This is a genomic window from Microcystis sp. M109S1 (genome assembly GCF_020247025.1).
Classification (GTDB): domain Bacteria; phylum Cyanobacteriota; class Cyanobacteriia; order Cyanobacteriales; family Microcystaceae; genus Microcystis.
The window spans coordinates 1-26,508 of the sequence record NZ_JADBRW010000196.1; the positions used below are offsets into that span (position 1 = coordinate 1).

General features: G+C 41.9%; 23 protein-coding genes. 9 read left to right on the top strand and 14 right to left on the bottom strand.

Annotated elements, in window-relative coordinates:
* The 4 genes from IM322_RS09425 to IM322_RS09440 all read left to right on the top strand — a co-directional run.
* Window positions 1-782: Rpn family recombination-promoting nuclease/putative transposase (locus IM322_RS09425; protein WP_287713183.1), on the top strand; the 782-nt coding region annotated here is incomplete at its 5' end.
* Window positions 783-845: 63 nt separating this feature from the next.
* Window positions 846-3,476, top strand: a complete 2,631-nt coding sequence (locus IM322_RS09430; protein WP_287672514.1) for a CHAT domain-containing protein — start codon at window positions 846-848, stop codon at window positions 3,474-3,476.
* Between the two features lie 4 nt (window positions 3,477-3,480).
* A complete protein-coding gene (locus IM322_RS09435) occupies window positions 3,481-4,020 on the top strand; it encodes a hypothetical protein (RefSeq protein WP_287672513.1) in 540 nt (179 codons plus the stop codon).
* A 7-nt stretch (window positions 4,021-4,027) separates the two neighbouring features.
* A complete protein-coding gene (locus IM322_RS09440) occupies window positions 4,028-4,336 on the top strand; it encodes a hypothetical protein (protein ID WP_287672512.1) in 309 nt (102 codons plus the stop codon).
* A 162-nt stretch (window positions 4,337-4,498) separates the two neighbouring features.
* Here the strand turns inward: IM322_RS09440 and fabI are convergent, their stop codons facing one another.
* Window positions 4,499-5,275 (bottom strand): enoyl-ACP reductase FabI, encoded by a 777-nt coding sequence (gene fabI / locus IM322_RS09445; protein ID WP_287672509.1) that lies wholly within the window; start codon window positions 5,273-5,275, stop codon window positions 4,499-4,501.
* A gap of 214 nt (window positions 5,276-5,489) precedes the next feature.
* Here fabI and ntcA point away from each other — a divergent pair, with 214 nt between their 5' ends.
* Both ntcA and IM322_RS09455 read left to right on the top strand, forming a co-directional pair.
* A complete protein-coding gene (gene ntcA, locus IM322_RS09450) occupies window positions 5,490-6,167 on the top strand; it encodes a global nitrogen regulator NtcA (RefSeq protein WP_002750097.1) in 678 nt (225 codons plus the stop codon).
* Window positions 6,168-6,174: 7 nt separating this feature from the next.
* Entirely contained in the window at window positions 6,175-7,662 is a 1,488-nt protein-coding gene (locus IM322_RS09455) for a DUF3084 domain-containing protein (RefSeq protein ID WP_287672508.1), read from the top strand.
* Window positions 7,663-7,675: 13 nt separating this feature from the next.
* Here the strand turns inward: IM322_RS09455 and IM322_RS09460 are convergent, their stop codons facing one another.
* From IM322_RS09460 to ccsB, 6 genes are all read right to left on the bottom strand, one after another.
* Window positions 7,676-8,260, bottom strand: coding sequence for a Uma2 family endonuclease (locus tag IM322_RS09460; protein WP_287672516.1), 585 nt, complete (start codon window positions 8,258-8,260; stop codon window positions 7,676-7,678).
* Window positions 8,261-8,339: 79 nt separating this feature from the next.
* Window positions 8,340-8,915 carry a Uma2 family endonuclease gene (locus tag IM322_RS09465; RefSeq protein ID WP_287672507.1) on the bottom strand — a complete coding sequence of 192 codons (576 nt, stop codon included), beginning with the start codon at window positions 8,913-8,915 and terminating at the stop codon, window positions 8,340-8,342.
* Between the two features lie 46 nt (window positions 8,916-8,961).
* Window positions 8,962-10,206, bottom strand: a complete 1,245-nt coding sequence (locus IM322_RS09470; protein ID WP_287672505.1) for an ATP-binding protein — start codon at window positions 10,204-10,206, stop codon at window positions 8,962-8,964.
* Window positions 10,207-10,470: 264 nt separating this feature from the next.
* A complete protein-coding gene (locus tag IM322_RS09475; protein ID WP_287672503.1) occupies window positions 10,471-11,793 on the bottom strand; it encodes a serine/threonine protein kinase in 1,323 nt (440 codons plus the stop codon).
* 55 nt (window positions 11,794-11,848) lie between these two features.
* On the bottom strand, window positions 11,849-12,742 hold the full coding sequence (locus IM322_RS09480) for an aspartoacylase (RefSeq protein WP_287077385.1): 894 nt from the start codon (window positions 12,740-12,742) through the stop codon (window positions 11,849-11,851).
* 381 nt (window positions 12,743-13,123) lie between these two features.
* Window positions 13,124-14,110 carry a c-type cytochrome biogenesis protein CcsB gene (ccsB, locus tag IM322_RS09485; RefSeq protein WP_287672501.1) on the bottom strand — a complete coding sequence of 329 codons (987 nt, stop codon included), beginning with the start codon at window positions 14,108-14,110 and terminating at the stop codon, window positions 13,124-13,126.
* Between the two features lie 132 nt (window positions 14,111-14,242).
* Between ccsB and ftsH the strand changes: the two genes are divergently transcribed.
* Window positions 14,243-16,207 carry an ATP-dependent zinc metalloprotease FtsH gene (ftsH, locus tag IM322_RS09490; protein WP_287672499.1) on the top strand — a complete coding sequence of 655 codons (1,965 nt, stop codon included), beginning with the start codon at window positions 14,243-14,245 and terminating at the stop codon, window positions 16,205-16,207.
* A gap of 32 nt (window positions 16,208-16,239) precedes the next feature.
* On the opposite strand, the gene IM322_RS09495 is transcribed toward ftsH, so the two are convergent.
* The 3 genes from IM322_RS09495 to IM322_RS09505 form a co-directional block, all read right to left on the bottom strand.
* Window positions 16,240-18,156 carry a hypothetical protein gene (locus IM322_RS09495; RefSeq protein ID WP_287672497.1) on the bottom strand — a complete coding sequence of 639 codons (1,917 nt, stop codon included), beginning with the start codon at window positions 18,154-18,156 and terminating at the stop codon, window positions 16,240-16,242.
* Window positions 18,125-18,478: a hypothetical protein gene (locus IM322_RS09500; protein WP_286825831.1), complete on the bottom strand. Its 354-nt coding sequence runs from the start codon at window positions 18,476-18,478 to the stop codon at window positions 18,125-18,127. Before IM322_RS09500 ends, IM322_RS09495 begins: the two co-directional genes overlap by 32 nt.
* A 194-nt stretch (window positions 18,479-18,672) precedes the next feature.
* Window positions 18,673-19,224, bottom strand: a complete 552-nt coding sequence (locus IM322_RS09505; protein ID WP_287077380.1) for a thioredoxin family protein — start codon at window positions 19,222-19,224, stop codon at window positions 18,673-18,675.
* A 41-nt stretch (window positions 19,225-19,265) separates the two neighbouring features.
* Here IM322_RS09505 and IM322_RS09510 point away from each other — a divergent pair, with 41 nt between their 5' ends.
* Together IM322_RS09510 and IM322_RS09515 are read left to right on the top strand one after the other, a co-directional pair.
* Complete coding sequence (locus IM322_RS09510) at window positions 19,266-19,670, top strand: NIL domain-containing protein (protein WP_004163818.1); 405 nt, start codon at window positions 19,266-19,268, stop codon at window positions 19,668-19,670.
* Between the two features lie 235 nt (window positions 19,671-19,905).
* Window positions 19,906-21,315 carry an isochorismate synthase gene (locus IM322_RS09515; RefSeq protein ID WP_287672496.1) on the top strand — a complete coding sequence of 470 codons (1,410 nt, stop codon included), beginning with the start codon at window positions 19,906-19,908 and terminating at the stop codon, window positions 21,313-21,315.
* A gap of 11 nt (window positions 21,316-21,326) precedes the next feature.
* Here the strand turns inward: IM322_RS09515 and IM322_RS09520 are convergent, their stop codons facing one another.
* The 4 genes from IM322_RS09520 to IM322_RS09535 form a co-directional block, all read right to left on the bottom strand.
* On the bottom strand, window positions 21,327-22,703 hold the full coding sequence (locus tag IM322_RS09520; RefSeq protein WP_287672494.1) for an aldehyde dehydrogenase: 1,377 nt from the start codon (window positions 22,701-22,703) through the stop codon (window positions 21,327-21,329).
* Between the two features lie 30 nt (window positions 22,704-22,733).
* Window positions 22,734-24,212, bottom strand: coding sequence for a hypothetical protein (locus IM322_RS09525; protein WP_287672492.1), 1,479 nt, complete (start codon window positions 24,210-24,212; stop codon window positions 22,734-22,736).
* A gap of 215 nt (window positions 24,213-24,427) precedes the next feature.
* Complete coding sequence (locus IM322_RS09530) at window positions 24,428-25,219, bottom strand: TIGR03943 family putative permease subunit (RefSeq protein WP_287672486.1); 792 nt, start codon at window positions 25,217-25,219, stop codon at window positions 24,428-24,430.
* Between the two features lie 24 nt (window positions 25,220-25,243).
* Window positions 25,244-26,254, bottom strand: coding sequence for a permease (locus IM322_RS09535; RefSeq protein ID WP_287672484.1), 1,011 nt, complete (start codon window positions 26,252-26,254; stop codon window positions 25,244-25,246).
* Window positions 26,255-26,508: the final 254 nt, after the last annotated feature.

The window sequence follows — 26,508 nt, forward strand, 5'->3', positions numbered from 1 at the left end:
AAGATTTACCAATTTATTTTACCGAAGTTCAGTTTCAGAATGATCCAGAGTTTTATGCCCGTTTTTTCGCCGAAATTTTTCTCTATCTCAAACAGACGCGGTTAAAAAACAATTGGTGCGGGGTGGTGATCTATCCGAATCGAAGGGTGGAAAAGGAGAATATAGAGCGATATAGAGAGCTATTACAAGAAACAAGAGTACAAAGGATTTATCTCGAGGAATTAGGCGAGAGTCCACCAGATTCGCTCGGATTAGCGACGCTAGAGTTAGTAAGCTTACCGGAAGCGCAAGTGCTCAACCAAGGAAGGGAGTTAATCGTGCGAGTGAGGGAAACGGGGGTAGAAAATCGCCAACAGGAACTTTTAGAATTGATAGAGACGATTTTGATTTACAAGTTGCCGCAGATTACTCGAAAGGAGATAGAAGCGATGTTTAGTTTAAGCGAGTTAAGACAGACGCGTGTGTTTCAGGAGGCCCTAGAGGAAGGTCGCCAAGAAGGTCGCCAAGAAGGTCGCCAAGAAGGTCGCCAAGAAGGTCGCCAAGAAGGTCGCCAAGAAGGTCGCCAAGAAGGTCGCCAAGAAGGTCGCCAAGAAGGTCGCCAAGAAGGTCGCCAAGAAGGTCGTCAAGAAGGTCGCCAAGAAGGGGAAATCATCGGAAAATTGGCTTCTGTTCCCTTATTATTGCGAGCGGGGGTTAATCCCGAAGAAATCGCCGCTTCCCTAGGATTATCTCTCGAACAGGTCTTAGAAGTGGCTCTATCGCCGGGAGAGAGCGATCGCTAGGGTATTTTTCAGATTTCGGCAGCAACGATATAATTTCCTTATCTTCCTTTTCCCCTTTCTTGGATGCTACCCTTACTAAAAAAGCTCTGGAATTGGCTAAAATCCCTCTTTATAGGCAGTCTGAAGGCAGTTAACCCCGAAAAAGTCCAAAAATCGCCTCCAGAACCCAGTGATGGCGAATATGAAGGGATATTGATGGGGTTATTCGAGCAGGTGGCAGCGGGAACCACCACTGGTGGGTTACGGGGATGGCTATACAGTCGCTATTGTGACGATAAAAAGCTGGCGCGGTGGCTAGGGGTCAAAAGCGAGGAATGGCTACAGTATCCGGAAGATTATCAAACTTTAGGGCGGGATTTGGCGGCTTTAGGGAAAGTGATGACGGGAAATCTGGGGGAAGTGTCCCAACGGATTAGCCTCCAGTTACGCGACGCGGTGAGGGATGTTTCCAGTGTGGAGGGGGAAAATCTAGGTTCAACGGAGACGGATTTAACGAAAGTGGTTCAGGATGCCGAATTCTGGTCTAAGCAAGGATACCAGAAACACATGAATGGGGATTTGATCGGCGCGATCGCATCCTACGATCAAGCTTTAGAATTTAAACCCGATGACCATTATGCTTGGACCAACCGAGGGGTTGCGTTAGTTAACTTAGGAAGGGATGAAGAAGCGATCGCATCCTGGGATCAAGCTTTAGAAATTAAACCCGATTTGCATGAAGCTTGGACCAACCGAGGGGTTGCGTTAGATGACTTAGGAAGGTATGAAGAAGCGATCGCATCCTACGATCAAGCTTTAGAAATTAAACCCGATTACCATCTAGCTTGGTGCATCCGAGGGGTTGCGTTAGGTAACTTAGGAAGGTATGAAGAAGCGATCGCCTCCCACGATCGAGCTTTAGAATTTAAACCCGATTACCATAAAGCTTGGTACAACCGAGGGAGGGCCATTTGTTCTCTGAGCAAAAATCGCATTTCTACTCCTAGTCTGGAAGCTCTCATTTATCGTAAACCGATAGTAGCCCTTAATGACCGAGAACCCCATCTTTTCGGCCTCCGGGAGGCACTTCCCCACCTCGTTCAAGGATCGCCTCCGTGGGGGCAAATTTATCGCTATCTAGGGGAAGCTTATCTGGAACATTCCCGATATAAAGAGAAAGCTAGTCCCTATTGTCGCGACGCAATCCGACATTATCAAATCGCTTTACCGATTCTCACCGAAAAAGACTTCCCCGAAGATCATTTAGAAATTCTGCAAGGATTGATCCGCGCTCATCTTTCCTTACAGGAAATCCCTCAAGCGCGATTCTATCAACAACAGGGACGCGACCTTTTCACCCGACTACGCGCCCAGAAAGGCGATAAACCCGCTTTTGAGGCAAAATTCAGCAGTTTTAGTCACCTAGAAATCGATTTACTGATCGAGGAAAATCATCCCCTAGACGCAATTGAACAGGCAGAATTTTATAAAAATCGTTGCTTGACTTGGATTCTCGATAATTGGCAAGAAAACCCCACCAGTCCTGATTATGCCACTATCCAAAGCCTGACAAGTCCGGATAAGGCGATTATTTACTGGTATCTCAGCGAGGACAATCTCACCACCTTTATTATCACCGCAGACGCTGACCCCGTAATTCTGGAAAGAGAGCAACGTTATCAACAGGCGCGACAGTTTCGGACTTGGTTAACCGAATGGGATAAACAATACCGCGACTATGCTAGTAAAAAAGAAACGGAGAATAAACAAAATCATCCGTGGAGATTGTCACTTAATGACCGTTTTGCCCAATTAAAGCGGATTTTACAGATCGATAAAATTCTCGCACATTTGCCGGTTTCCGTTAATTCCCTCATTCTCATCCCCCACCGGGATCTGCACCGCTTCCCCCTACATACCCTCTTCCCCGAAAAATACACCGCTACCTATCTCCCCTCTGCTCAGGTCGGTTTGCGTCCCCAGTCCGGCGATTTCTCCTATTCTCCCCTCCTCAGTGTCGAAGACCCCAAAACGGAGCAAAAACCCATGGATTTCGCCCAACTGGAATCGGCAATTATTAGCCATATCCTGCAACCGAGCGCGAGAATTAGCCCGAAAAAGGCCTCACGGGAAAATGTCCGCAAAGCCCTCGAAAATGCCTATAAAACCTTCCATTTCACCGGTCACGGCTTTTATGACTCTTTTCGCCCCCAAGCCTCTGCGATCGCCCTTAGCGATGGTTTATTGACCGTCCGGGATATCAACGGACTGAACCTCTCTAGTTACCGTCTCGTCTGTCTGGCTGCCTGTGAAACCGCTCTCACCGGTAAGGATGGCATTAACACCGAATACGTCGGCCTCGTCAGTGCTTTCCGGGCAGCGGGTGCGACTAATGTGGTCAGTACCCTCTGGCCGGTGAAGGAAATTTCTAGCTCCTGGTTTATGATTAACTTCTATCAAAGATTATTAGCGGGTGAATCCCCGGCTCTAGCTCTGAAAAATACACAAAATTGGTTAAAAAACATCACTTGGCAGCAACTAGCTGACTGGATCGAGCAACTTCGGCTACTTCCCTCCCTAATGGAAGGGGTCGATCGACTGGAGGTGAGGGCGGCGAATACTTTGAAGGAAGGCAGTACAATAGGGCTAGATCAACTAACAGAATATAGCGATCCTTACCATTGGGCAGCCTATACCCTGACTGGACAGGACTAAACTTATGGAAATTCCCAAAACAATTATCGATCTTGAAGCGCTGCTAATCGCCCTCGCACAGCAGACTGAACCCTTGCCAGAATATCTACAGCGATCGCTCGAAGCAATTAGACGATTACTAAGGGAAGAACAACCCCAGGCAGCAACACAATTGCGGCAACTTGTCAAGGGTTATCCTCCCCTAGAAAAAGCTTATAAAAAAGCGATCGAAGAATTAGACGCAGCCTATGCTAACCAAGAACGCACCAAAAGTTTAAGCGTCATTTTTCCCGATAGTTTAGATTTCGAGACCATATTTATTAATGATGTTATTCCTAGCCAAGATTGGGTAAAAACTGCCCAAAAATTAGCCCGATTCCCCCTTGATAAGGGGGGTGCTACTTCTTCTCGATTTTGGGATAAAGCCGATCGCCTGATGGTGGTGACGGTGGGAGGTGCGGCCCTAGGGGGAGCGATTGCGGGAGTTTACGGCGCGTTTATTGGTGCGATATTAGCGGCGGGCTGCGGATGGTATATTACCTTTAGAAAAACAAAATCAGCATAAATTTTTGATGAAGATTGTTAACATTGAAAACTTTCTTTTGTTAATCGGAACTTTGGTCATTACCGCAAGCGTGGCACTGGTTACAAAAAAACAGCCAAGACGGGGAAATAATAAATCTTATCTAGAAATTCTTTTCGTTTCTGGGTTGAGTTTATCGGCTGTATTTGCCATGTCTAAGGTGGTCTATAAAGTGTTAACCGATGAAAATTTTCAGAATTGCCTTGGCTCGGATAGTCAAATCCTTCTTTTGTTAGCTGCTGTTCTCGGTATCTATATTTCTATTAAAGAGATTTGGAAATTATTTGAAGCGAACTAATAGGAATACCAGCTTTATCCATATCCAAAAGTTATACTAAATTCTGTTTAGAAGGTTTTGATCCCCCCTGAATCCCCCCTTAATAAGGGGGGCGCTGATCCCCCCTTGATCCCCCCTTAATAAGGGGGGCGCTGATGGTTTTTAACACCTACCTACTTAAAACTACATTCCCATAATTTCGTAACCGGAATCTACATAAATAATCTGTCCGGTAATACCACTGGAAAGATCACTGGCTAAAAAAGCGGCCGTATTTCCCACCTCAATTTGTGTCACCGTGCGATGTAAAGGAGCGATTTCTTCCACATGATGGATCATATCAAGAATTCCCCCCACGGCCGAAGATGCTAAGGTGCGAATTGGACCTGCGGAAATACCGTTAACTCGGATCTTTTGGCCCCCTAATTCCGCGGCTAAATAGCGAACACTCATTTCTAAACCGGCTTTTGCTACCCCCATTAAATTATAGTTAGGAATTACCTTGACACCGCCGAGATAGGTAAGAGTGATAATACTTCCCCCTTCCGTCATCAAAGGTTTAGCCGATTGCGCTAGACGGGTTAGGGAAAAAGTGCTAATATCTAGGGATTTAGTGAAAGCTTCCCGGGGAATGGCGGTAAAATCGCCCGTTAAACCCTCTTTATCGGCAAAAGCGAGACAGTGAATCAAAATATCCAGTTTACCCCATTTTTCCGCCACTGTAGCGAAAGTGTCTTCTACCTGTTGGTCATTTTGGACATCGCAGGGGACATAAAAAGCGGGATTAAGTTCATCGGCCAATTCTCGCACTTTTTTCTCAAAGCGGCCTTTTTCGTCGGGGAGATAGGTGACACCGATATTTGCACCAGCTTGATGGAGTTGTTGGGCAATTCCCCAAGCGATCGAGCGATTATTGGCAATTCCTGTCACTAGGGCGTTTTTTCCCGTTAAATCTAACATAGTTCTCGTTTCTCTTACAAAAATCTCCCCAATAGCCGACCCCAGCGAGATTCGGTATAATAGGGATACAGATAAGGGGGCAGCCATGATCACCCCTTCCCCATTGTCTGGCAAAAAGCGCCCAAAACTTTTCCCAGTTTAGGCAGCGGTTATGTTTAATAGAGGTGACACTCGTTGCATAATAAAAACAATTTTCCCCTTTTTTGGATGTGAGATGGACTTATCATTAATACAAGACAAACCCCTAGCAGATGTGTTCCGTCGAATCGGCAGCGGCAATTTCCCCCCGGTGGTGGAATTGTTCGAGCGTGGCAAAACGATCTTTTTCCCGGGAGATCCGGCCGAAAGAGTCTATTTTTTGCTTAAAGGAGCGGTTAAGTTATCGCGAGTCTATGAAGCGGGAGAAGAAATTACCGTGGCTCTACTGCGGGAAAATAGCGTCTTTGGTGTGCTATCCTTACTCACCGGTCAGCGATCGGATCGTTTTTATCATGCCGTGGCTTTTACTCCGGTAGAATTACTCTCGGCCCCGATCGAGCAAGTAGAAAGATCGCTCCGCAATAATCCCGATTTATCAATGTTGATGCTGCAGGGGTTGTCCTCGCGGATTCTGCAAACGGAAATGATGATCGAAACCTTGGCTCACCGGGATATGGGTTCACGTTTGGTCAGTTTTTTATTAATTCTCTGTCGTGATTTTGGGGTTCCCACCACCGATGGCATCCGGGTTGATCTAAAATTGTCTCACCAAGCGATCGCAGAAGCGATCGGTTCTACCCGCGTCACTGTCACCCGTTTATTGGGAGAGCTGCGGGATCAAGAAATGGTCTCAATTTACAAGAAGAAAATTACTGTCCATAATCCCGTCGCTCTCAGTCAACAATTTACTTAAATTCTGGATGACTAGCGCTTATATTTTAGTTTTGGCCATCGTGGTTTTAGGTGGTCTGATAGCGGCAGTTGGCGATCGCATAGGGAGCCGTATCGGTAAGAAAAGGATGCGTTTATTTAATCTGCGTCCGAAACAAACCGCAACTTTAATGACGATTGTAACGGGAATTTTGATCGCCGGTTCGACTTTAATTGTCTTGTTTGCTTCTAGTAAATCCCTGCGTCAAGGGGTTTTTGAACTGGATCGTCTTTTAAATGAACGTCGTGCCGCTATTAAGGATTTGGAAAGTCAGGTGAGAAAAACCACCGAACAGAAAAATCAGGTGGAAAAGGCTTTAAAAACGGCTAAAAGTGAACAGATAGCTGTGCAGAAACGTCTAGAGGTTCTTAACAAAAATTATCAAGCTTCTCGTCAACGTTTGCGATTAGTTTCGGGACAGTTGGAAAAGTTTCGTAAGGAAGTGGCTAATTTAAACAATGAACGAGTCATTTTAACTAATCAAAAGGCACAGTTAACCAGTCAACGGGAGCAATTGTTCCAACAAAAATCAATTCTTTCTAGTCAGATAAATCAACTACAAACCACCGTTCAAGTTAGAGATAAAGAGTTGGCTAATCAACAAAAGTTATTAACAGCTAGACAAGCGCGACTTCAACAGTTGGAAATCCAACAAAAAACCCTACAGCTAGAAATTGATCGCCGGGATCAACGCATTGGAGAACTCGATCGCTCGATTGTGGATAAAAATTTGGCTTTGGAACAGCGTGAGGGAAAATTAAAAGATTTAGAAACCCAAATGGCTTTTCTTAAGCGGGAAGTGGAAGTTTTAGAACAATACTATCAAACCTATCAAGAATTGCGGGAAAAACAAATCGCTATTTTCCGGGGACAGGTGTTATCTTTTGGAGCTTTTCGTATTGTTGATCCCCAAGCTATTGTCGCTGTTATCGATAAGTTATTGCGAGAAGCGAATATGAATGCTATCCGTGCCACCCAACCGAATCAGCCTAATTTTGACCAGCGTTTAGTTAAGATCACAAAAGCACAGGTAGAACAGTTAAGTCAACAATTACAGGACGGTAAAGAATATGTGGTGAGAATCCTTTCAGCAGGTAATTATGTCTTAGGAGAAAGCGAGATTCGTGTCTTTGCTGATGTGGTTCCCAATCAAAGAGTTTTTGAGGAGAAACAGGTAATCGCTGCCGTTTCTATCGATCCCCAAAATATGACAGAAGAAGACCTACAAAAGCGCTTAGATTTACTTTTAGCTTCGGCTCAATTTCGCGCTAGAAGTGCGGGAGTTTTAGGGTCAATTCAAGTGGAAGATGGGTTATTAACTACGGTAGTTAACTTTATTGGTCAAGTCAAAAAGTCGGGTAATTCTATCGAGACACTTGAGGCAATTGCTGCTAGTAAAACGAATACATCTGGACCTTTAACTTTGCGTTTAGTAGCGGTAAAAGATGGTAAAATTGTTTTTAGTACGTCTTCTTAAAAGATAGCTAAAGTTAGGAGTTGAGATTAAAATCAATTCCTTCGTAAATATCGGCAAGATTTAAGCTAATTCCTAAGGAATCTAGCGATATAATTCCCCTTGCTGGGGTGTATTCTTGCAGTAACCAATGATTTTCTGATGTTTTGCTATAGGATTCTATTAGTATCTCCCCTTGACTGACGAGAAGATATTGGTTTAATTGGGGTATAGAACGATAATAACGAAATTTATCACCCCGATCATAACTGGAGGTGGAAGGTGATAAAACTTCGATAATTAGACAGGGATTTAAAATTTCATCGTTGCGATTATCACTAAATAATGGTTCCCCCGCAATGATCATTAAATCTGGGTATAAACCGCGATTATATTGGGGTATCCATAGTCGCAAATCACTGGGAAAGACTTCATAAATAGTTTTCCTTAAAGCATTGTCTAACAAGCGAATTAAATTGCGTACCAGTCGATTATGATTGATGCTTCCCCCCGTCATCTCGATAATTTCCCCGTCGTGATATTCGTGTTTAGTTTCTGCGCTAGTTTCTAAATTACGATATTCTTCTAAGCTGAGGGTTTTGGTAGGAGATTGAGTTAGCATTTTCTCTGTCACAGAATTTTTAATCGTCCTGATTATAACCTAGATCATAGAAAAAAGGTTATCATTCATAAAATATTCCTCAATTAAAATCAATTCCTTCGTAAATATCGGCAAGATTTAAGCTAATTCCTAAAGAATCTAGGGATATAATTCCCCTAGCTGGGATGTATTCTTGCAGTAACCAATGATTTTCTGATGTTTTGCTATAGGATTCTATTAGTATCTCCCCTTGACTGACGAGAAGATATTGGTTTAATTGGGGTATAGAACGATAATAACGAAATTTATCACCTCGATCATAACTGGAGGTGGAAGGGGATAAAACTTCGATAATTAGGCAGGGATTTAAAATTTCATCGTTGCGATTATCACTAAATAATGGTTCCCCGGCAATGAGCATTAAATCTGGGTATAAACCGCGATTATACTGGGGTATCCATAGTCGTAGATCGCTAGATTGAAGACGATAATTAGTTCCTCTTAAAGCTAATTTTAGCAGGACAATAAGATTAATGAGAATACTATTATGATTGATGCTTCCCCCTGTCATCTCGATAATTTCCCCGTCGTGATATTCGTGTTTAACCTCGGCTATAGTTTCTAAATTACGATATTCTTCTAAGCTGAGAGTTTTGGGGGGAGATTGAGTCAACATTTTTCTAGATTAGAGCTTCTTTTATTTAATCATAACACAATTAATGCTACTTATTTAATGCTAATTCCCCTTGCAGAAAATCAATAAATTGTCTAGCAGTTCTTCCCGATCGCCCATTATGTTGGGTTGCCCATTGTTTGGCACGAAATTCTAAGTCTTCTAAGCTAATTTTTAATTTAGCTAAACCTGCTAAATGACGCACTATTTTTAAATATTTTTCTTGATTAGCAGGTTCAAAAGTTAGGGTTAAACCAAAGCGATCACTAAAGGATAATTTTTCTTGTACTGTGTCCCAATTATGCACTTCATCCCCATCTTTTGGTCGGGGTCGATCGGCAAAAAACTCTCTGACTAAATGTCGGCGATTAGAAGTGGCATAAACTACGACATTTTTCGGTCTAGCGGTGATGCTTCCCTCTAAAACAACTTTTAAAGCTTTAAAAGCTTCATCGTCTTCTTCAAAGGATAAATCATCGACAAAGATAATAAATTTTTGGGGCAAATCTCGCAAGATTTCAATAATTAATGGTAGGTCTTTTAATTGCGATTTTGCCACTTCAATTAAGCGCAATCCCTGACTATGATATTTTTGCAATAATCCCTTGACTAAAGAGGATTTTCCTGAACCACGGCTGCCATAGAGTAAGACATTTAAAGCGGGATAACCTGCCAATAAAAACTCAGTGTTTTTAATCAAGGTTTCCTTAGGCATTTCATAACCGACTATTTCTTGAATCTGTACGGGATCGGGATGAGTAATTCCTTGTAATCTGCCTTCTTGCCACCTTAAAGCTTGATAACGGGCAAAAATTCCTGTACCACACTCACGATAATAATCGGCTAGATCTTCGACTAATTCCGTCCAATCTAAACTAGAATGGAGGAAACTTTCTAATTTATTGTCCACTTCCCAAGCGGGGAAAATTAGAAATTTAATTTGTTCAAAAACTGTCGAATTACTTAAGCTATAAATGCTAGAGTTATAAAGAGATTGGAGGATAGATAAATCCTGTTTAACGCCATTAATTAAAGATTCGGGTAACTCCCAAACACTTTTTTTCTGTACCTGTTGACTAAAGGGATTATCATCTAATAAAATTTGTTCGATTAGAAAATCATTCCAACTGATATTTCTGGATGCTAAAGCTTGAAACAATTGACCATAAGCTTTGAGAAAATCGGCAACATTATCCGTAGCTAATAGGGTAATAAATGCCTGGCCAATAGCATTATCAAAAACCCCTTGATACACAACTAACAAGCTGACTTTTTTGTAAATTTCAGAGTTCATTTTTTCTTCTCCACTAATAACTAACATTTCATGGCCGCCTTTTGGCAATTCCTAATCCGATTTAATAATTGCCGCCTTGTAGCCGAGGGAATGCCAATCAGTTATTATTCTATCAAGATAGGGTGATCTCTGCAAGATTAAGGTTAAAAAGGGAAAAATGCCTACCGACTAATTCCGGGGATTTCTTGAATTGATTCTCAGTTATCTTCATGGTGAGGTGCAAAGTTTTCGTTTTGGGGAGACGGTCGATGATACCCTGTCAGGTTACACATCATCTTGAGGAGAAACGCTATATTTGATAAAATTTAACCAATCTTGGATTTCCTGTCCTAACCAGAGACATTCATCCTCGCGGAGATTCTGACCGATAAGATAATAATTTTTAGCCGTCCGCAGACGAATCTGATAGTTACCTTCTGTGCCGTTGCTATGGAGAAAAATACCCCATAAATCTTGAGTTTTAAAAGCAAATTTTTTGTAGATAAAATTGAAGACTTTATATTTAATTAAAACTTCTTGAGGTGTAAGAATTAATTGCATCTCACGCAAACAAATAAAACCAATTAGAGCTATAATAAAGGTAAGAATTGGGGAGATAAAGATGCTGACAGTAAGGACAATCGCCAAAGACCAGAGAGTAGCTGCATCGGAAAGTAGCTTAATTTTTGGGGGTAAATTAATCTCTAAATTATCCCGGTGTTTAGCAATACGGATGGAACTGTGGGGAGGTTTTGGTAATTTCTTAGGATCGATTAAACTTGAGGCTTGGCGATGGTAGGGATGTTGGAGAAATTTCAGAGCTTCTCTGGCACTTTTAAACCGCTTTTCTACCGCTATATCGGTTATAGTTTCTAACCAATCGATTAAATCATCATCAATTGTCACCAGTTGGCGAAATTGAATTTTAGAGTTGCGGTGGGGCAATTCTATGGGGACAATTCCCGTCAATAAATGAATTAAAGTCATACCTAAGGCATATAAATCAGAACTGGGAACTGCCCGGCCCCAAAATTGTTCTAGGGGTGCATAACCACTCGTCCCCACCACAGTAAAAGTAACTCCTGTTACTGCACCGCGGGACTGGACTGCCCCAAAATCTACTAAATAAACGTTATTTTCTGAGTTAATAATTAAATTACTAGGTTTAATATCTCGATGTAATACTAGGGGCGATAATTCGTGCAAATAAATGAGAATTTCGAGAACTTCTTGGGCAATAGTCCGAATTACCGTAGCGGTGAAACGTTGCCCCCTTTCTAAGCGATCGCTTAGGGATTCTCCTGGTATATAATCTTGTACAAGCACAAACCAAGGAATCCCGTCACCTTGATTTTTATCGAGGGAAAAATAATCGCGATAGCGGGGAATACGGGGATGATGGAGAGAAGCTAAGACGGCTGCCTCCCGTTCAAATAATTTTAATTCTTCCCACTCCATCTGGGGACTAAAAGCGAGGAGTTTAATAATTACCGATTCTTGGGATAATACATCGATAGCTAACCAAGTTTGACGACCGATAGCGGTATTGCCTAGGCGTTGTTGCAGTTGGTAACGTTCAGCTAAAAGAGAATCAGAAGTAAAGGTCATAGTGGCTTTTCCCTTATTTAGACCGGTTTTTTGTCAGGAAAACTGCTGTCTGGTACTAATTAATATCGATTTGTTTTTTTGCTGTCCAACAAAGGGCGATTCCTTTTTCTTTATAGGAAGATTCTCCGACAAAGATAGGATATAATTCAGATTCCCCACGATAGATAATTTCCTGACCATCAAATCCTAGAAAAATCGGTTGATTGGGTTGAATTGCCTGATAATCTCGTTGAAGAATCTCAGGATGTAACATGGCTTTAATTTCACCCTGTTCATCCCTAGGATAATCGATCGAGCCTAAACGTTGGTAAACTATTAGGGATTCGCTGAAAGTATCGAGATGGGCTGCCAGATAATTTTCCTGTTCGATATAGTCTAGGATTTGATAGATGAGTGTTTCGGTTTGACGAAAAAGATAGGGACAGATGACACCATGGTCAATTGGACCGATTTCTAGGGTAAAAGCTAGGGGACAAATTCCTTTCAGAAAATGATTTTCTTCCTCGCTGACGGGATGATAAATTAAGCGCACCTCAGGATTAATTTTAGTCAGATAGGTAAAGAGTTTTAATAGCCAAGGATGGGGGTTAGAATAAATAATCGCCAGCATCATGTTAGATGTGGTGCTGTGAATATCTATTAATAAATCGATGGATTTTTCTCGGATTTCTTTGACTATTTTTTTAGCTCGTTTTTGTTCGTATTGCTGACAATCGGGATTAACTAAATCTTTTTGGTTAAAACAACGATTTAAATCCGTATCGATATATCTAACCCGTTGCTTTAGGGCTAAGGGATTAGCGATGAGACTGTAGGATTGAAAACTGCTGCGAGCAATAAGATTAGGTGAGTTTTGCAGATATTCAACCAAATAAGCGGGAGTTAGTTCATTGCCATGCACACCTGCAATTAAAGCCAGATTTTTAATAGTAGTTTTCTGCTCGATCATTTTTTATAAGTTTTGAGAAGTTGTAATTATTTATCTAGGGCAACATTGTCCTAGATAAATAACAATTATAAGTCTTAAAAAAGGGGAGTCAGGAGGGGCAGGTTGGGTGCGTCTCACATTTGCAGAAATACCAACAATCAGCAATTATCAGTGACTCTTAAATTGGTACAAAAATATGAACAATCGTCTGTAAGCATCTCACAGTTAAGCTAATGCGCGGGGGGTTTGGGGGGTAGAACCCCCCAAAAGCTTGGATTGATTGATAAAATCGGAAGTAATACCCAATTTTAGCAGAGAGTTTCCCTTTAAAAATCCCAGCTTAGTAGATTTACAAAAATGAGATGCACCAAGCAGGTTTACCAACCCACCCCTATAACTGATTTAGAAAAACCAACCGTAGGAATGAAGGCCTTTACCTAAAAGATTCACCCCTAAATAACATACCCAAACCACAACAAAACCACTGGCCGCTAGAATAGCCGGTTTTCTTCCCTGCCATCCCCGGGTAATGCGCGCATGGAGATAAGCGGCAAACACTAACCAAGTGATTAGCGCCCAAGTTTCTTTCGGATCCCAACTCCAATAGGAACCCCAAGCTTCATTCGCCCAAACTGCCCCGGCGATGATACCGATAGTGAGAAGGGGAAAACCGAGACCAATGACGCGATAACTGATATTATCGAGGGTTTCCGCCAAGCTAAGACGTTGGGGCGAAAGAGTCGTCATCGCTGTTAAGGTGGGAGTTAAAAGGGCGGTTGTGCCACCGTTAGCCGTTTCCATGAAAATTGGGGCAGAAAGAGTGGTAGATAACTTATTTTGCAGACGATAGGCTCCCGTACCCACGGAACTGCCTTTTAACTCGATATTTTGACCTCTAGTGACGATCAGAAAAGCGATCGCCATCAGGGAACCCACCATCAAAGCAGCATAACTTAACATCATGACGCTAACGTGCATCATCAACCAATTCGATTTTAAAGCCGGAACCAAGGGTGCCGAAGTTTGCATTTCCCCGGGTAAGGACAAAGTGGCAAAAGCGGTAATCACCATGGCTACAGGAGTCGTCACCACCCCCACCAGGCGACTGCGGCTAGTGTACTCAGCAATTAAATGAACCGCAGTTACACCCCAAGCGAGAAAGAATAAAGATTCGTAAAGATTGCTGATGGGGAAATAACCCGCTTCTAACCAGCGCGCCCCCAATAAAGCGGCGATACAGAGGTTAGCGATGGCCACTCCCGTGCTGCCCAAGCCGGGCAACAAAGGTATGCTAGGAAAGGCTGCCCCGGCCCAATAAACCAGCATGGTTAAAAACAGGACTAAAAAAGAAGTGTTATCGAGAAAGTTCTCTAAGCTAACTAAATTCATGGGATTTCTCTCGTTTGTCGCTCGCTCGCTACCAAGTATTCCATCCTCTATCCTATCCCATCGGTAAGGCGATCAAGACAGGGAATTGTTAGTATAAACTTTGCATTTTCACTCTCACCTGCCCTAAAAATTATGGCTAATCAAGAAGATAATAAATTTTCCTGGTCGCGGTTGCCGCGGTTAGGCAAAATCCTGATCATTTGTTCTGGTGTTGCCGCTTTAGGCTATTTTCTTATCCCTCGTCCCTCAGAATTATCCAATATTCCCCTCGAACCCTACAGCGAATTTATCAGTAAAGTGGAACGGGGCGACATCAGTAAGGTCAGAATTGGCAATCAAGTCATCTATTATCAATTAAAAAATCCTTTAGAATCCCTGCCTATTCCGGGTAATCCCCCCGTTAATCCCCCAGAATCAAATAATCCCCTTTATGGTGATTCTAGTTCTCTGGGCAGCAAAACAAGCAGTAATCTAGTCTCCGGACGAGTTTTTGCCACGATTCCAGTCGATAACCCCCAATTACCCCAACTATTACAGCAAAAAGGCGTAATCTTCGAGGCGATTCCCGTGGCCGAAAACAGTTGGATCACCACTCTCCTCGCTTGGGTGGTTCCTCCCTTAATTTTAGTCGCCGCCATGCAGTTTCTGTTCTATCGCAACGATGACACCCGTAAATCGCTGCTTTTTAATAAAAATCTCGCTAAAGTTTACGGAGACGACGAAAAATATCCGATTACCTTCAGTGATGTGGCCGGGGCCGAGGAAGCAAAAACCGAGTTAAAGGAAATCGTCGAATTTCTCAAGGATGCCGAGCGCTTTAATAAAATTGGGGCGCGTATTCCTAAAGGTGTTCTCTTAGTCGGACCGCCGGGGACGGGAAAAACCCTCTTAGCAAAAGCGGTCGCGGGAGAAGCGGGAGTGACTTTTTTTAGCATTTCGGCCTCGGAATTCGTGGAGTTATTTGTCGGCACTGGGGCAGCCCGGGTGCGGGATCTATTTGCCCAAGCGAAGAAAAATGCCCCTAGCATCATTTTTATTGATGAATTGGACGCGATCGGTAAATCGAGAAGTTCGGGATCGGGAACTAGCGGCAGCAATGATGAGCGCGAGCAGACTTTAAACCAACTTTTGACAGAAATGGACGGTTTTAGCCCCAAAGAAGCCGTAGTCATCGTTTTAGCCGCCACCAATCGCCCAGAGACTCTTGATGCCGCTTTATTGCGTCCGGGGCGCTTTGATCGCCAAGTTTTGGTGGATCGTCCCGATTTAGCGGGAAGATTGGCAATTTTGCAAATATACGCCCAACGAGTCCAGATGGGTGAAGATGTTAACCTCAAAGCGATCGCCACCCAAACCCCCGGTTTTGCCGGTGCCGATTTAGCCAACCTCGTCAATGAGGCCGCTCTCTTGGCTGCCCGTAATAATCGGGAAAAAGTCAGTCAAATTGACTTTAAAGAGGCGATAGAAAGAGTTATCGCTGGCTTAGAAAAGAAAAGTCGGGTTCTCTCGGAAAAAGAAAAGAAAATCGTCGCTTATCACGAAGTCGGTCATGCTTTAGTCGGTGCTGTCATGCCGGGAGGTGGTCGGGTGGAGAAAATTTCCATCGTTCCCCGGGGTTTATCCGCTTTGGGTTATACCCTGAAAATTCCCACGGAAGACCGTTTTTTGATGACAGAAACCGAATTTAAAGAACAAATTACTATGTTATTGGGCGGTCGGGCAGCCGAAGAATTAATCTTTGGCAGCGTGACTAATGGCGCTTCCGATGATTTACAAAGGGCGACGGATATTGCTGAAAGAATGGTGACAATGTATGGTATGAGTAAATCCCTCGGCCCCCTAGCCTACGATAAAACAGGACAGGCTAATTTTTTAGGTAATAATCAGGGTAGTCCCAGGCGTTCGATCGGGGAAAATACGGCCAAAGCGATCGATGAAGAAGTTAAACAAATTATCGACGCTAGTTACCAAAAAGCCCTAGCAATTCTCAGTCACAACCGCAATTTATTAGAGTCGATTACCGCTAATCTTTTGACCACCGAAGTAATCGAAGGAGAAGAATTGCAAGAATTCTTAAATCAAGCGCAAATGGTCTGATCAATCCTCATAAACGGTCGAGAAGAGCTAACTTAAGGAGAAGACAGAATCAAAGCATTAGAAAATTGATATTTCCCTGCTTTGACGGTTAATTTGCCCTCTTTCCATCCCAAAGAAACGGGAGAGTTATCTCGACTTAAACTGTTATAAAGGGCGAAATTTTTTGACCAATCGTGCTTTTGACCGTTACGAATTAACATCGGCAGTAGATTGATTTGATTATAGGTCAATTGTAAACTCTGCCCTTGACTGCCTTTAAATAAAACCCTGCCTTGGTTAATTTGAGTTAAATTTACTTGACTTTTTTGCTTAAATATGCTCTTGAAATTCTCATAACTACCCTGGGTTGCCGCTTCCCCCACTTCCAGAGCAAAACCCGCATAATTGTTACCTGTGGGTAAAGCTTGGTAGGTATTATCATCGGGATAAGGGGAATTAGGAATCTCGATCATTTCAGGAGAAGAAAGATTTATTAATCTCAGGGCTAACCAAGTTTTTTCTAATTGAATAAACCAGATATTATCATCTTTTTCTACCTTGGCAGTTTTCGGTAATTGCCAGAAAAAAGCTTGGTCTGCTGGACGTAACCAGATTAAAAGATTACGATATTGTCCGATTTCATCCCCAGGATTTTTGCCCGGTTTTACGCCATTTTTGCCAGTGTTAGCCACAAAAAAATCCACACCTTTATGTTGATTAAAGGCCATTAATTTAAACGGGGCCACATCGCCATCGGGGAAAGTTCCCACCAGACTACCCATTTGATAACTAGCCCCGATAAATTGAGTTTCCCAATAACCTGGACTTTGATTATTGCCCGGTTTCCAGTTTTCATACAGGGGTTTACTGGCGAGAATTTCTACCGGTTTATTAAAGTTTTTTCGGGCTAATTCCATCACTGCCAAAGGAGGACGATAACCACTGGTAATTAGATAAAGAGAGTCCAATTCCGGGCGATTATTGGGGACGGGAGTATCACCAAAGTATAGCCAAAAAGTGCGGGATGCGTGCGATCGCATTACCCCATGGCCATCACCATAATCGCGTTTTACAGGACCCCCCCAACCACCGCGATAATATTTAACACTAGCGGCCATGGATAACCAATCTAAGGCCATTTTTGCCCATTGTTTAACTTCCGTATCTTGAGCAAAATCGTAGAGATTGAGATAGGGAGCAAAGGTATGACCGTGATAAACTTCTGAATCCCATTCTCCCATACCGATGTTATATAAAGCTGAAACGTAACGCTTAATTTTACTTTTATAAATTTGACGAGTTGCTTCATTTCCGGTTTCTTCGGCCATCAGATAAACCGATGTTTCGCGCATCGCTCGCAGGTTATCAGTATTGCGACTATCTACCCATAAACCCCGTCTTGTTATACTCCAATCATTACCCGTTCCTTGGCCAGTACCGTGGATAGGATGGGGTCGTTGTAAAGGGTCGGTTTCTGTCCAAATTTTCGCCGCATTATACATTCTCTGACGATAAACTGGATCGAGATACTTTCCGAGAAGAAAATACTTTCTAATTTGTCCTTTCAGGGTAAAAGAAAAATAATAATCTATATAATCAGTGTGGGCCTGTTCCCGTTTTTGTGGGTCATCCTGCTGCAGGAAATCTAGGGCTTTTTGCCGGTTTCCTGCCAAGAAATCAAACATGGCCATAGGATAGGATCTTTTCTCGTTTTCTCCCCACAAATTGCCATAACTTTCTGCCTTAGCAAAATGGTTAATAACTTGCTTGGCCCTTTGTTGAAATTCTGCCTCTAATTCCGGTGTCCAATCGTTAAGATATTGGGGGTTAACTTCGGCAACAGGGAAGGGAGCGATCGAGTTTTGAGAAACAGAATAGAGGGAATTAAAGCCAATAGTAAATAGGGCAATTATTACCGCTAAAATTAGATATTTAATTCTAGATCCAATCGTCATCTTCGGCAAATTCATCGATGTTTCCTTGATTTTCTGGGGACTGAGGTTGATTTTCTTTATCTAATTGTAAAGGAACTGGTTCAGGAGGGATAATTTCTGGTAATAATTCTTCGGGTTTTTGACCATCTACCTCCACCACAATCATTTCTGTGACGGGAAACCAAAGTATGCGGCCTTGATCGTCACAAACCGTCAGCGATCGAGATTTATCTGGATTCTCCATTGCGAAGAAATCTCCTAACATTTTAGTGGGTAAAATATTCTTACTTTCACCCCCACTAACTCCTAAGAATATATATTCGTTACCTGTGGTTAAATGTTGGACAATAATCGCCATAGTTAAAAAATTCAGTCAATGAAATGTACTTATTGATAGTTGACTTTTGAATGATAGCTTTCAGCCTTAAGCTTTCCACTGATAACTGATAACTGATTACTGATTACTGATTACTGATTACTGATTACTGATAACTGATAACTGATAACTGATAACTGATTACTGATAACTGATAACTGATTACTGATAACTGATTACTGCTTAACTTGACTGCCGTGACTGCGGGGATCGGTTTGACTAGCGCCCACAAGAACATTAAAATCAGAAGTCTGTCCGGTAGTGGTGGCATAGGGTAGGGTAGAATTAGTTAAAAGTGCTTCTAAATTAGCAGTTAAAATTGATTTTGGCTGTTCTCCAATCGCTTGGGCAACTGGTTGTCCTTGATTATTTAAAAAGACAAAATGGGGAATACCATCCACACGATAACGGAGAATTTCCGGCAACCATTTATTATTATCAACGTTGAGCATGACAAAATTAATGGCATTACCGTATTGTTTTTTAATTTCGGCAATTTCAGCGGCCATCGCCTGACAACTGGTACACCAATTAGCATAAAATTCTGTCAGGGTGGGTTTACCATTGCTGAGGGCAAGATCGAAAGGTGTCGCTTTTTCCGCTTGCGCTTCCAAAGATACAGAACTAGCGGTGGTTTGAAACCCCAAGAAAATCGCTACACTAAGAATAACTGCCGTTACTGCCAGCAGCAGATTTCTGATTTTATTGGTGGGTGTGGTGGCTGTCATGGATAGTCTCTCAAAAATTATTCCTATCCTATCCTATCCTCATGAAAAAACGCGTTACTCTCACTTTTCCCAAAAAAGCCGTCCATATGCCCGTTACCTATCGACTGGCGAAGGATTTTAACGTCGCCGCTAATATTATCCGCGCCCAAGTTGCCCCCAATCAAGTGGGAACATTAGTATTAGAATTATCGGGAGATATCGATGAGTTAGAAGCGGCGATCGAATGGTTACAATTACAAAATATTGGCGTTTCCCAAGTTAGTCGCGAAATCGTCATTGATGAAGAAAAATGCGTCGATTGTGGGTTATGTACGGGAGTTTGTCCCACGGAAGCTTTAACCCTTGATCCCGAAAGTTTTCGTCTCAAGTTTTTGCGTTCCCGTTGTGTGGTTTGTGAACAATGTATCCCCACTTGTCCCGTGGCGGCAATTTCCACAAACTTGTAAAGTAGCAGTTATTAAATTAATTTTTTTGCCCATTTAAATAATAGCCATCTCTGGAGATTTTAAGCCTTCATTTGTCTCCAACGCGGTTAATCGTCACAAATATCCCGTTCCCTTTCTGCCTAAAGACCCTTTCTCCGATACCATAGTTAAAAAGAGATTGCTGACTCTGGCCACATCTGTGGGGATTACATACCATTAATCATGGTTTTTTTGCAAAAAATACAAAAAACTTGACATGACTTCTGCCGTTCCTCGCCTTTCCTATCCTGATAGTCCGATTGCTGATCTTCGCGGCCTCTATAACTTTATCCTCAACCCGCAACTGTTAGCCGCAGAAAAGGGCAATCCGTCGATCGTTAGTTTTTGTCAAAAAATTTCCCCCGTTGATCCCCTAGAAATTCTCTCTCGGATTGCCTCTAGCTATCCCACCCATTGTTATTGGGAAAATCCCCAACGAGAAACCGCTTTTCTCGGCTACGGCATCGCCTTTGCTGCCACTTTCCACGGCAAACAACGTTTTTTAAAAGCTCAAAAATTTATTGAAAACTGTCAACAAAGAATTATCAAAATTGATAACTATAGCGAGATTACTCCCCGCATCTTTTGTAGTTTCACTTTTTTCGACTCGGAAACAGCTACCCCCTTTCCCTCAGCTACCCTAACCCTGCCTAAGTTTCAAATTATCAAAAAACAGTCGGAATATTTTTTCCTTACCAATCTCCTAATCACCAGCGAAAAAGAAATAGAAAACTGCCTCGAAGAAACTATCAACAACCTCAAAATTATCCAAAATAACTCGAGCAATTGCCGACAAAATCCCCACCAGGCTCCCTGTAGTTACTATATTCATCCTACCTATAATTTTCAAGCGGCTGTTGCCGATGCACTCCAATCTATCCACGCCCAAAATTTTAGCAAAATTGTCCTCGCTCACGCTCTTGACGTGATTTCTCCCCGTCCTTTTCATCTGGTAAACTGTCTCGATAATTTGCGTCAGCGTCATCCCGATTGCTACACTTTTTCCCTCGGCAATGGACGGGGAGATCATTTTATCGGCGCTAGTCCCGAACGCTTGTTAACTGTCCATCAGGGGCAATTAATCACCGATGCTTTAGCGGGATCCGCCCCCCGGGGAGAAAATGCGATCGAAGATGCTCTCTTGGCCAATAAACTCCTCGCTAGTGAAAAAGAACAACGGGAACATCGGGCTGTTAGTGACTTTATTAACCAAAAACTGCGACAAATTGGCTTAAATACGCAAAATTCTCCCTCTAGATTGTTAAAACTCTCCAATATTCAACATCTCTGGACTCCTATCCATGCCAAACTAAAACCCTCCATCCATCCCCTCGAAATTGTTGCCCAGCTACACCCCACTCCTGCTGTCGCAGGGGTTCCCACGGAGATCGCTTTAGCACAAATTCGTCATTATGAAACCTTCGATCGCTCTCTTTATGCCGCTCCTTTGGGTTGGATTGATTGTCAAAATAATAGTGAGTTTATTGTTGGTATTCGTTCGGCCTTAATTGAAGGCGATCGAGCGCGATTATACGCCGGTGCGGGTATTGTTGCCGGTTCCGATCCGGAAAAAGAACTAGCAGAAATTCAGCTTAAATTTCAAGCTCTCTTAAAAGCTTTAACTTAAACTGTAGCTTGTTACCGAACTAATAACTTAAATAAGTCTAATTTACCCTTAAAAGGCGGATATTTTAAAGCGGGATTGAACCAAAGAGGTGTTTTCATAATGGCTTTTTGGTGACTAAAATTCTCAAAGGAAAAACGACCATGATAGCTACCGATCCCGCTATTTCCTCGACCACCAAAGGGTAAACTAGGATTAGTAAAATGAAAACTATTGTTGTTAATACAACCTCCCCCAAACTGGACTGATTCTAACCATTTCTTTTCGGTCTTTGCCTTGGTAGTAAACAGATAAAAAGCTAGAGGGTTAGGGTTTTTAGCAATAATTGCTAAAGCTTCCTCAAAAGTGCTAAAGGCAATGATCGGTAAAATTGGACCGAATATTTCCCCTTGCATAATAGGAGCATCGAGGGAAACATTAGTTAATAAAGTTGGTTGAATATATAAATTTTCTCGATCGGTTTTGCCTCCAAAAACAATCTCACCATCTTGGAGAAAGTCAATCAGGCGATCAAATTGTTTCTCATTAATGATCTTACCATAATCAGCACTTAATCTCGCATCTTCACCGAAAAAATTAACAATAGTATTAGCTAATTCTTTGATAAAATTCTCCTGCTGGGATTGATGTACTAAAACATAATCAGCTGCGATACACATTTGACCAGAATTAGAGAATTTTGTCACGGCAATGCGACGGGTTGCCACGGAAATATTAGCATCAGCTTCGATAACACAGGGACTTTTTCCCCCTAATTCTAGAGTAACAGGAATTAACTTTGCTGCCGCTAGTTGATAAATAATTTTTCCTACCCTTGTACTGCCAGTAAAAAATATATGATCAAAGGTAAAACTGTCTAACATATTCGGAATTACTTCCGCACCATCTCCCAGGACAATTAACACATATTCTTCAGGGAATATTTCTTGAATTATTTTAACTACTAATTTTTCCGTCGCTGAGGCAAATTCACTCGGTTTTAATACCGCACAGTTACCGGCAGCAATGGCACCGACTAAAGGCACTAATAACAATTGGAGGGGATAATTCCAAGCACCAATAATTAAAACCACTCCTAAAGGTTCCCGAATAATCTGACTGGAGGATGGGAAATTTAAGAGATTAGTTTTAACAGTTTTGGGTTGCATCCATGAGCGCAAATTTTTTAAAGCGGTATTAATTTCCCCCAAAAGAAAGCCATTTTCAGTAATCCAACAATCTTCGGGACTTTTCTTTAAATCGCTATATAAAGCTTGATATATCTCTGCTTCATATTTAATGATTGCCTGTTTTAACTTCTCTAACTGCTGACGACGGAATTGATAGGAACGAGTTGCACCACTGGCAAAATACTGACGCAATTTGGCTAATTTTTCTGAGTTTGACAGCATCGAAATAATTCCTAACTTAATGATGAAATTCTACGGCATCCACTGGGGACGAATTCCCGCTAGAGGTAATTCAATTAAATCAGATTTACTTGCTTTTACTCCATCTTGTAGGGGAGGAATTAACATCCACAAACGACCACCGATAATTGTTTCTCCCGAATCGGTAGTCAAGGGATTAGTAGGATTAGTATCATAACTGGTGCGAAGTTGATCAAAAATAATTGCTAAACCATCGGGAGATAAACTAATGTGAATATCACGATAATCAGCTAATTCCAGTAGGGGAGTCACTTGACCGGTCTTCACATCTATTTTAGCAAAATAGGGTTTTTCTTTGTACTCTTGACTGTTAGTAACTAACTCGGTTAACAAACAATACAAATCACTACCGGTGGCATTAAATTGACAATCTATAATCGAACCTTGTAGATTGAGTAAGCGTTTTTGTAATCCTTGATTATTGACATAAAAAAGCGATCGAATATAACGCATTTTGGCATTATCAGTATTAAAATTTACCATTGCTGCGGCCGTACCATCGGCAGAAAAATTCAAAATTCGCCCAAATTTTGGTAAAAAATCCAGGGGTTTTGTCTCGAATTTTAAGGGCAAAAGCGCAATTCCTTCCCCCTGGGTGACAGCCAAAGTTTTACTATCAGGTGCGATCAAAAATTCTCCGCCTTGGATGTTTAATTGTTGGGGTTTTTCCCCCGATTTAACTGTCCATAAATCGAAGTTAATCGGATTGCGGCGCTCAATTCTCTGCACGACAATAGTTTCCCCATCTTTAGCTAAATCAAAGTGATTATTTTGATAATCTTTATTATCTAGCACTAACTCAATTTTTAGAGGCGATTGACTGCTATCAACTTGGTAAAGCTGCAGTTCACGAATTCCCTCTATCCCCCGATTTTTCGCCACGGCCGAAAAGAGGATTTTTTTACCATCAGGATAGAATTCAAAAGCCATAACGGTCAAATTTGCGGGGGTTAAGAGGGTTTTCTTCTCCTCGGTCAAGTTATAAAAAATTAATCTCCCCTGTTCTTCCCCATTAGTGCCAATATAGGCAAAAGCACGATCGCGACTTTTAAATTCTCTTTCAAAAATTGCCAGGGTTTGTCCTAATCGATTACCGCTGCGAAATTGTTCCCGCGCACCTTCAATTTGCAGATGATATTTTTCTCCGTAGGGAATGGGAGAAGTGAGGGTATAAGCTAATCGTCTTCCGGCCCAACTAAACTTACCCGGCAGCGGAGGATCGATAACTAGATTTTTTTCTACACTAGCATGATCCATGGGGCGATCAAAAGTGATAATAAATGCTTGATCTTCCGAGCCAATTTCTCGATTTTCCCAGCTAAATTCCTTGACCCTTGGACCGGTTTGTAAAAGACATTGATTACCACAGCTATTACCTAACCAAATTAAGCCACCAATTACTAAGGTTAGCGATACAATTAATGTTATCGCTAATTTATCAATCGGTTGTAGTTGTAAGGTCTTGATCATTATAGTAGATGGTTAGAAACAACTGATAGCTGATAACTGATAACTGATAAGTAGGGAGGCACAATTATTTGTAGGATGGGTTAACGGTAGCGTAACATGATTGGGCGTTGGGTTTCATGCTTCAACCCAACCTACGTTCATCTTATATTTAATTCCACCCACCTACTTAACTGATAACTGCTCACTGATAACTGCTCACTGATAACTGATAACTGTTAATATCCGTAGGGATCAGCAGGAGTGGTTATAGATTTCACGGATTTAGCCTTAATTACTAATTGTCTTCTGGTGGTTGATTTTCCCACCTCTACGGGTAAGGATTCCGTGGCCATTTCTCCGGTGATTTCTAACCAAGTATCATTGGGATATTGACTGCGACTTCCTGATAGTTTCACCGGCAACCCCACGGGATAAGCATCTACGGCACAACAGGTAAGAATAAAGCGACTAATTAATAAATAATTATCGGGTAATTGGGGCAATTGCACCACAAAACCTGTGACTTTTACCGGTTGTCCTGTGTAAGCATCAGGTTCGGGGTAAGCATTCAAAGTTCTTACCCATTCAATTAAACTTTTTTCCTCTGGTTTAACGGTAGTGCCAAAGGATTGAGTTTGCAAGCGAGTTAGGGGTAAAGATTCACTAATTCCCCTCTGTAATGCGATTTGACTGCTGAGGGGCTGCGGGGTGATAAATAGGCCTAAAAGGGCAGTTATTACTAATAAACCTGAGCCAAAATGTTGGGGAAGAATGGTAATATGCGATCGATTATCATTACTATCTAAATTAATCTTTTTTTGCCACTGTTTTAACAATGTCCAAAGCTTGACTATTCCCAGAAAAAATAAAGCAATACTGGTGATAAGAACCAGAAGAAAATAATTAGGATGAATTAGTAAATTTAACCGTCCAGTTATCCAGTATTTAAATAGTAACGAACCCCAACCGATTAGGGCAATAATATCGATAAATTGGGGGGCGATTATTTTTAGACGTGATGAATTCATGGGAAAAACTATCCAGGGACTGACCTAAAATAAATAACTGTGAGCCAAGGTGAGTAAAAAAGTCATTTGCGATGCTAAAGCAAAGAGATAAATTAACATTCTCGGTTTAAAAATAGACAACATTAAACCAATCCCTTTCAGGTCAATCATCGGACCGAACACTAGAAAAGCCAGCAGGGAACTACTGGTAAAACTAGAGGCAAAAGAGAGGGCAAAAAAAGAATCAACCGTGGAACAAATTGAAACAATTACTGCTAACAGCATCATGGCCAAGATCGAAGTAATTGGATCCTGACCCAAATTAAGAACAAATTCCCGGGGAACAAATACCTGTAAACCGGCCGCTATAGCACTTCCTAAGATTAACACTCCTCCTAATTCCCGTAATTCCATCACCACGTTTTCCACAAAAGTTAACCAGCGCCTTTTCATCGGGATAGCTTGCACTGCTGGTAGGACAGCAGTAGCGGCAAAACTTTCATCTAAGCGCAAAGTTTGCCCAGAATTACCGATCAGAAAAGAACCGGATTGTAGTAGTAGTGGGATAGATTCTTTTTCCGGTGTTTGCGGTTGCCAATTGAGACTTTTTGCCAAAGAGGTTTGTAGGAGCGGTCGGGGATCTTTTTGGATACTAAAGATAATACCGATAACCGTAGCGATGAACAAAGAAAAGATAACTCGATAGAAAACAATTTCCGGTTGATCGCGAAAAGCTACCCAAGTGGACCAGATAACAATCGGGTTAATTGTCGGCGCTGCTAAGAGAAAACTAACCGCTACTGCATTCGGCATTCCTTGCACAAGTAAACGTCGCGCCACCGGTACATTGCCACACTCGCAGACGGGAAACAAAAAACCAATACATCCCCCCACAAATGCTCCTAAAACAGCATTTCGAGGCATCAAGGCAACTAGGCGACGTTCATCGACAAATATTAAAAGAATACTAGAGAGAATCACCCCTAGCAGTAAAAAAGGCATAGCTTCCACCAACAGGCTCAGGAATAGGGTAAAGGCATTTTGTAGTTGACTCATCTATCCTCGCCTTGGGAATTAGAGGTTTAGGGGTAAAGACTTAGGAACCCTAGAAAAAGGTTCATCAGTCCGCTCCCTGGCTTTTTAACATTTTTTTAATATATCCGATCGAGTGACCAGTTATCAGTTATCAGTTATCAGTTATCAGTTATCAGTTATCAGTTATCAGTTATCAGTTATCAGTTATCAGTTATCAGTTATCAGTTATCAGTTATCAGTTATCAGTTATCAGTTATCAGTTATCAGTTATCAGT

Bases quoted from the DNA above. Each gene is read 5' to 3' on its own strand.
- IM322_RS09435 (WP_287672513.1), top strand. From the start codon at position 3,481: ATGGAAATTCCCAAAACAATTATCGATCTTGAAGCGCTGCTAATCGCC.
- ntcA (WP_002750097.1), top strand. From the start codon at position 5,490: ATGGACTTATCATTAATACAAGACAAACCCCTAGCAGATGTGTTCCGT.
- IM322_RS09495 (WP_287672497.1), bottom strand. From the start codon at position 18,156: ATGAATTTGCCGAAGATGACGATTGGATCTAGAATTAAATATCTAATT.
- IM322_RS09505 (WP_287077380.1), bottom strand. From the start codon at position 19,224: ATGACAGCCACCACACCCACCAATAAAATCAGAAATCTGCTGCTGGCA.
- IM322_RS09520 (WP_287672494.1), bottom strand. From the start codon at position 22,703: ATGCTGTCAAACTCAGAAAAATTAGCCAAATTGCGTCAGTATTTTGCC.
- ccsB (WP_287672501.1), bottom strand. From the start codon at position 14,110: ATGAATTTAGTTAGCTTAGAGAACTTTCTCGATAACACTTCTTTTTTA.
- IM322_RS09515 (WP_287672496.1), top strand. From the start codon at position 19,906: ATGACTTCTGCCGTTCCTCGCCTTTCCTATCCTGATAGTCCGATTGCT.
- fabI (WP_287672509.1), bottom strand. From the start codon at position 5,275: ATGTTAGATTTAACGGGAAAAAACGCCCTAGTGACAGGAATTGCCAAT.
- IM322_RS09455 (WP_287672508.1), top strand. From the start codon at position 6,175: ATGACTAGCGCTTATATTTTAGTTTTGGCCATCGTGGTTTTAGGTGGT.
- IM322_RS09460 (WP_287672516.1), bottom strand. From the start codon at position 8,260: ATGCTAACTCAATCTCCTACCAAAACCCTCAGCTTAGAAGAATATCGT.
- IM322_RS09500 (WP_286825831.1), bottom strand. From the start codon at position 18,478: ATGGCGATTATTGTCCAACATTTAACCACAGGTAACGAATATATATTC.
- IM322_RS09525 (WP_287672492.1), bottom strand. From the start codon at position 24,212: ATGATCAAGACCTTACAACTACAACCGATTGATAAATTAGCGATAACA.
- IM322_RS09440 (WP_287672512.1), top strand. From the start codon at position 4,028: ATGAAGATTGTTAACATTGAAAACTTTCTTTTGTTAATCGGAACTTTG.
- IM322_RS09535 (WP_287672484.1), bottom strand. From the start codon at position 26,254: ATGAGTCAACTACAAAATGCCTTTACCCTATTCCTGAGCCTGTTGGTG.
- IM322_RS09510 (WP_004163818.1), top strand. From the start codon at position 19,266: ATGAAAAAACGCGTTACTCTCACTTTTCCCAAAAAAGCCGTCCATATG.
- IM322_RS09470 (WP_287672505.1), bottom strand. From the start codon at position 10,206: ATGAACTCTGAAATTTACAAAAAAGTCAGCTTGTTAGTTGTGTATCAA.
- IM322_RS09475 (WP_287672503.1), bottom strand. From the start codon at position 11,793: ATGACCTTTACTTCTGATTCTCTTTTAGCTGAACGTTACCAACTGCAA.
- IM322_RS09480 (WP_287077385.1), bottom strand. From the start codon at position 12,742: ATGATCGAGCAGAAAACTACTATTAAAAATCTGGCTTTAATTGCAGGT.
- IM322_RS09530 (WP_287672486.1), bottom strand. From the start codon at position 25,219: ATGAATTCATCACGTCTAAAAATAATCGCCCCCCAATTTATCGATATT.
- IM322_RS09430 (WP_287672514.1), top strand. From the start codon at position 846: ATGCTACCCTTACTAAAAAAGCTCTGGAATTGGCTAAAATCCCTCTTT.
- ftsH (WP_287672499.1), top strand. From the start codon at position 14,243: ATGGCTAATCAAGAAGATAATAAATTTTCCTGGTCGCGGTTGCCGCGG.
- IM322_RS09465 (WP_287672507.1), bottom strand. From the start codon at position 8,915: ATGTTGACTCAATCTCCCCCCAAAACTCTCAGCTTAGAAGAATATCGT.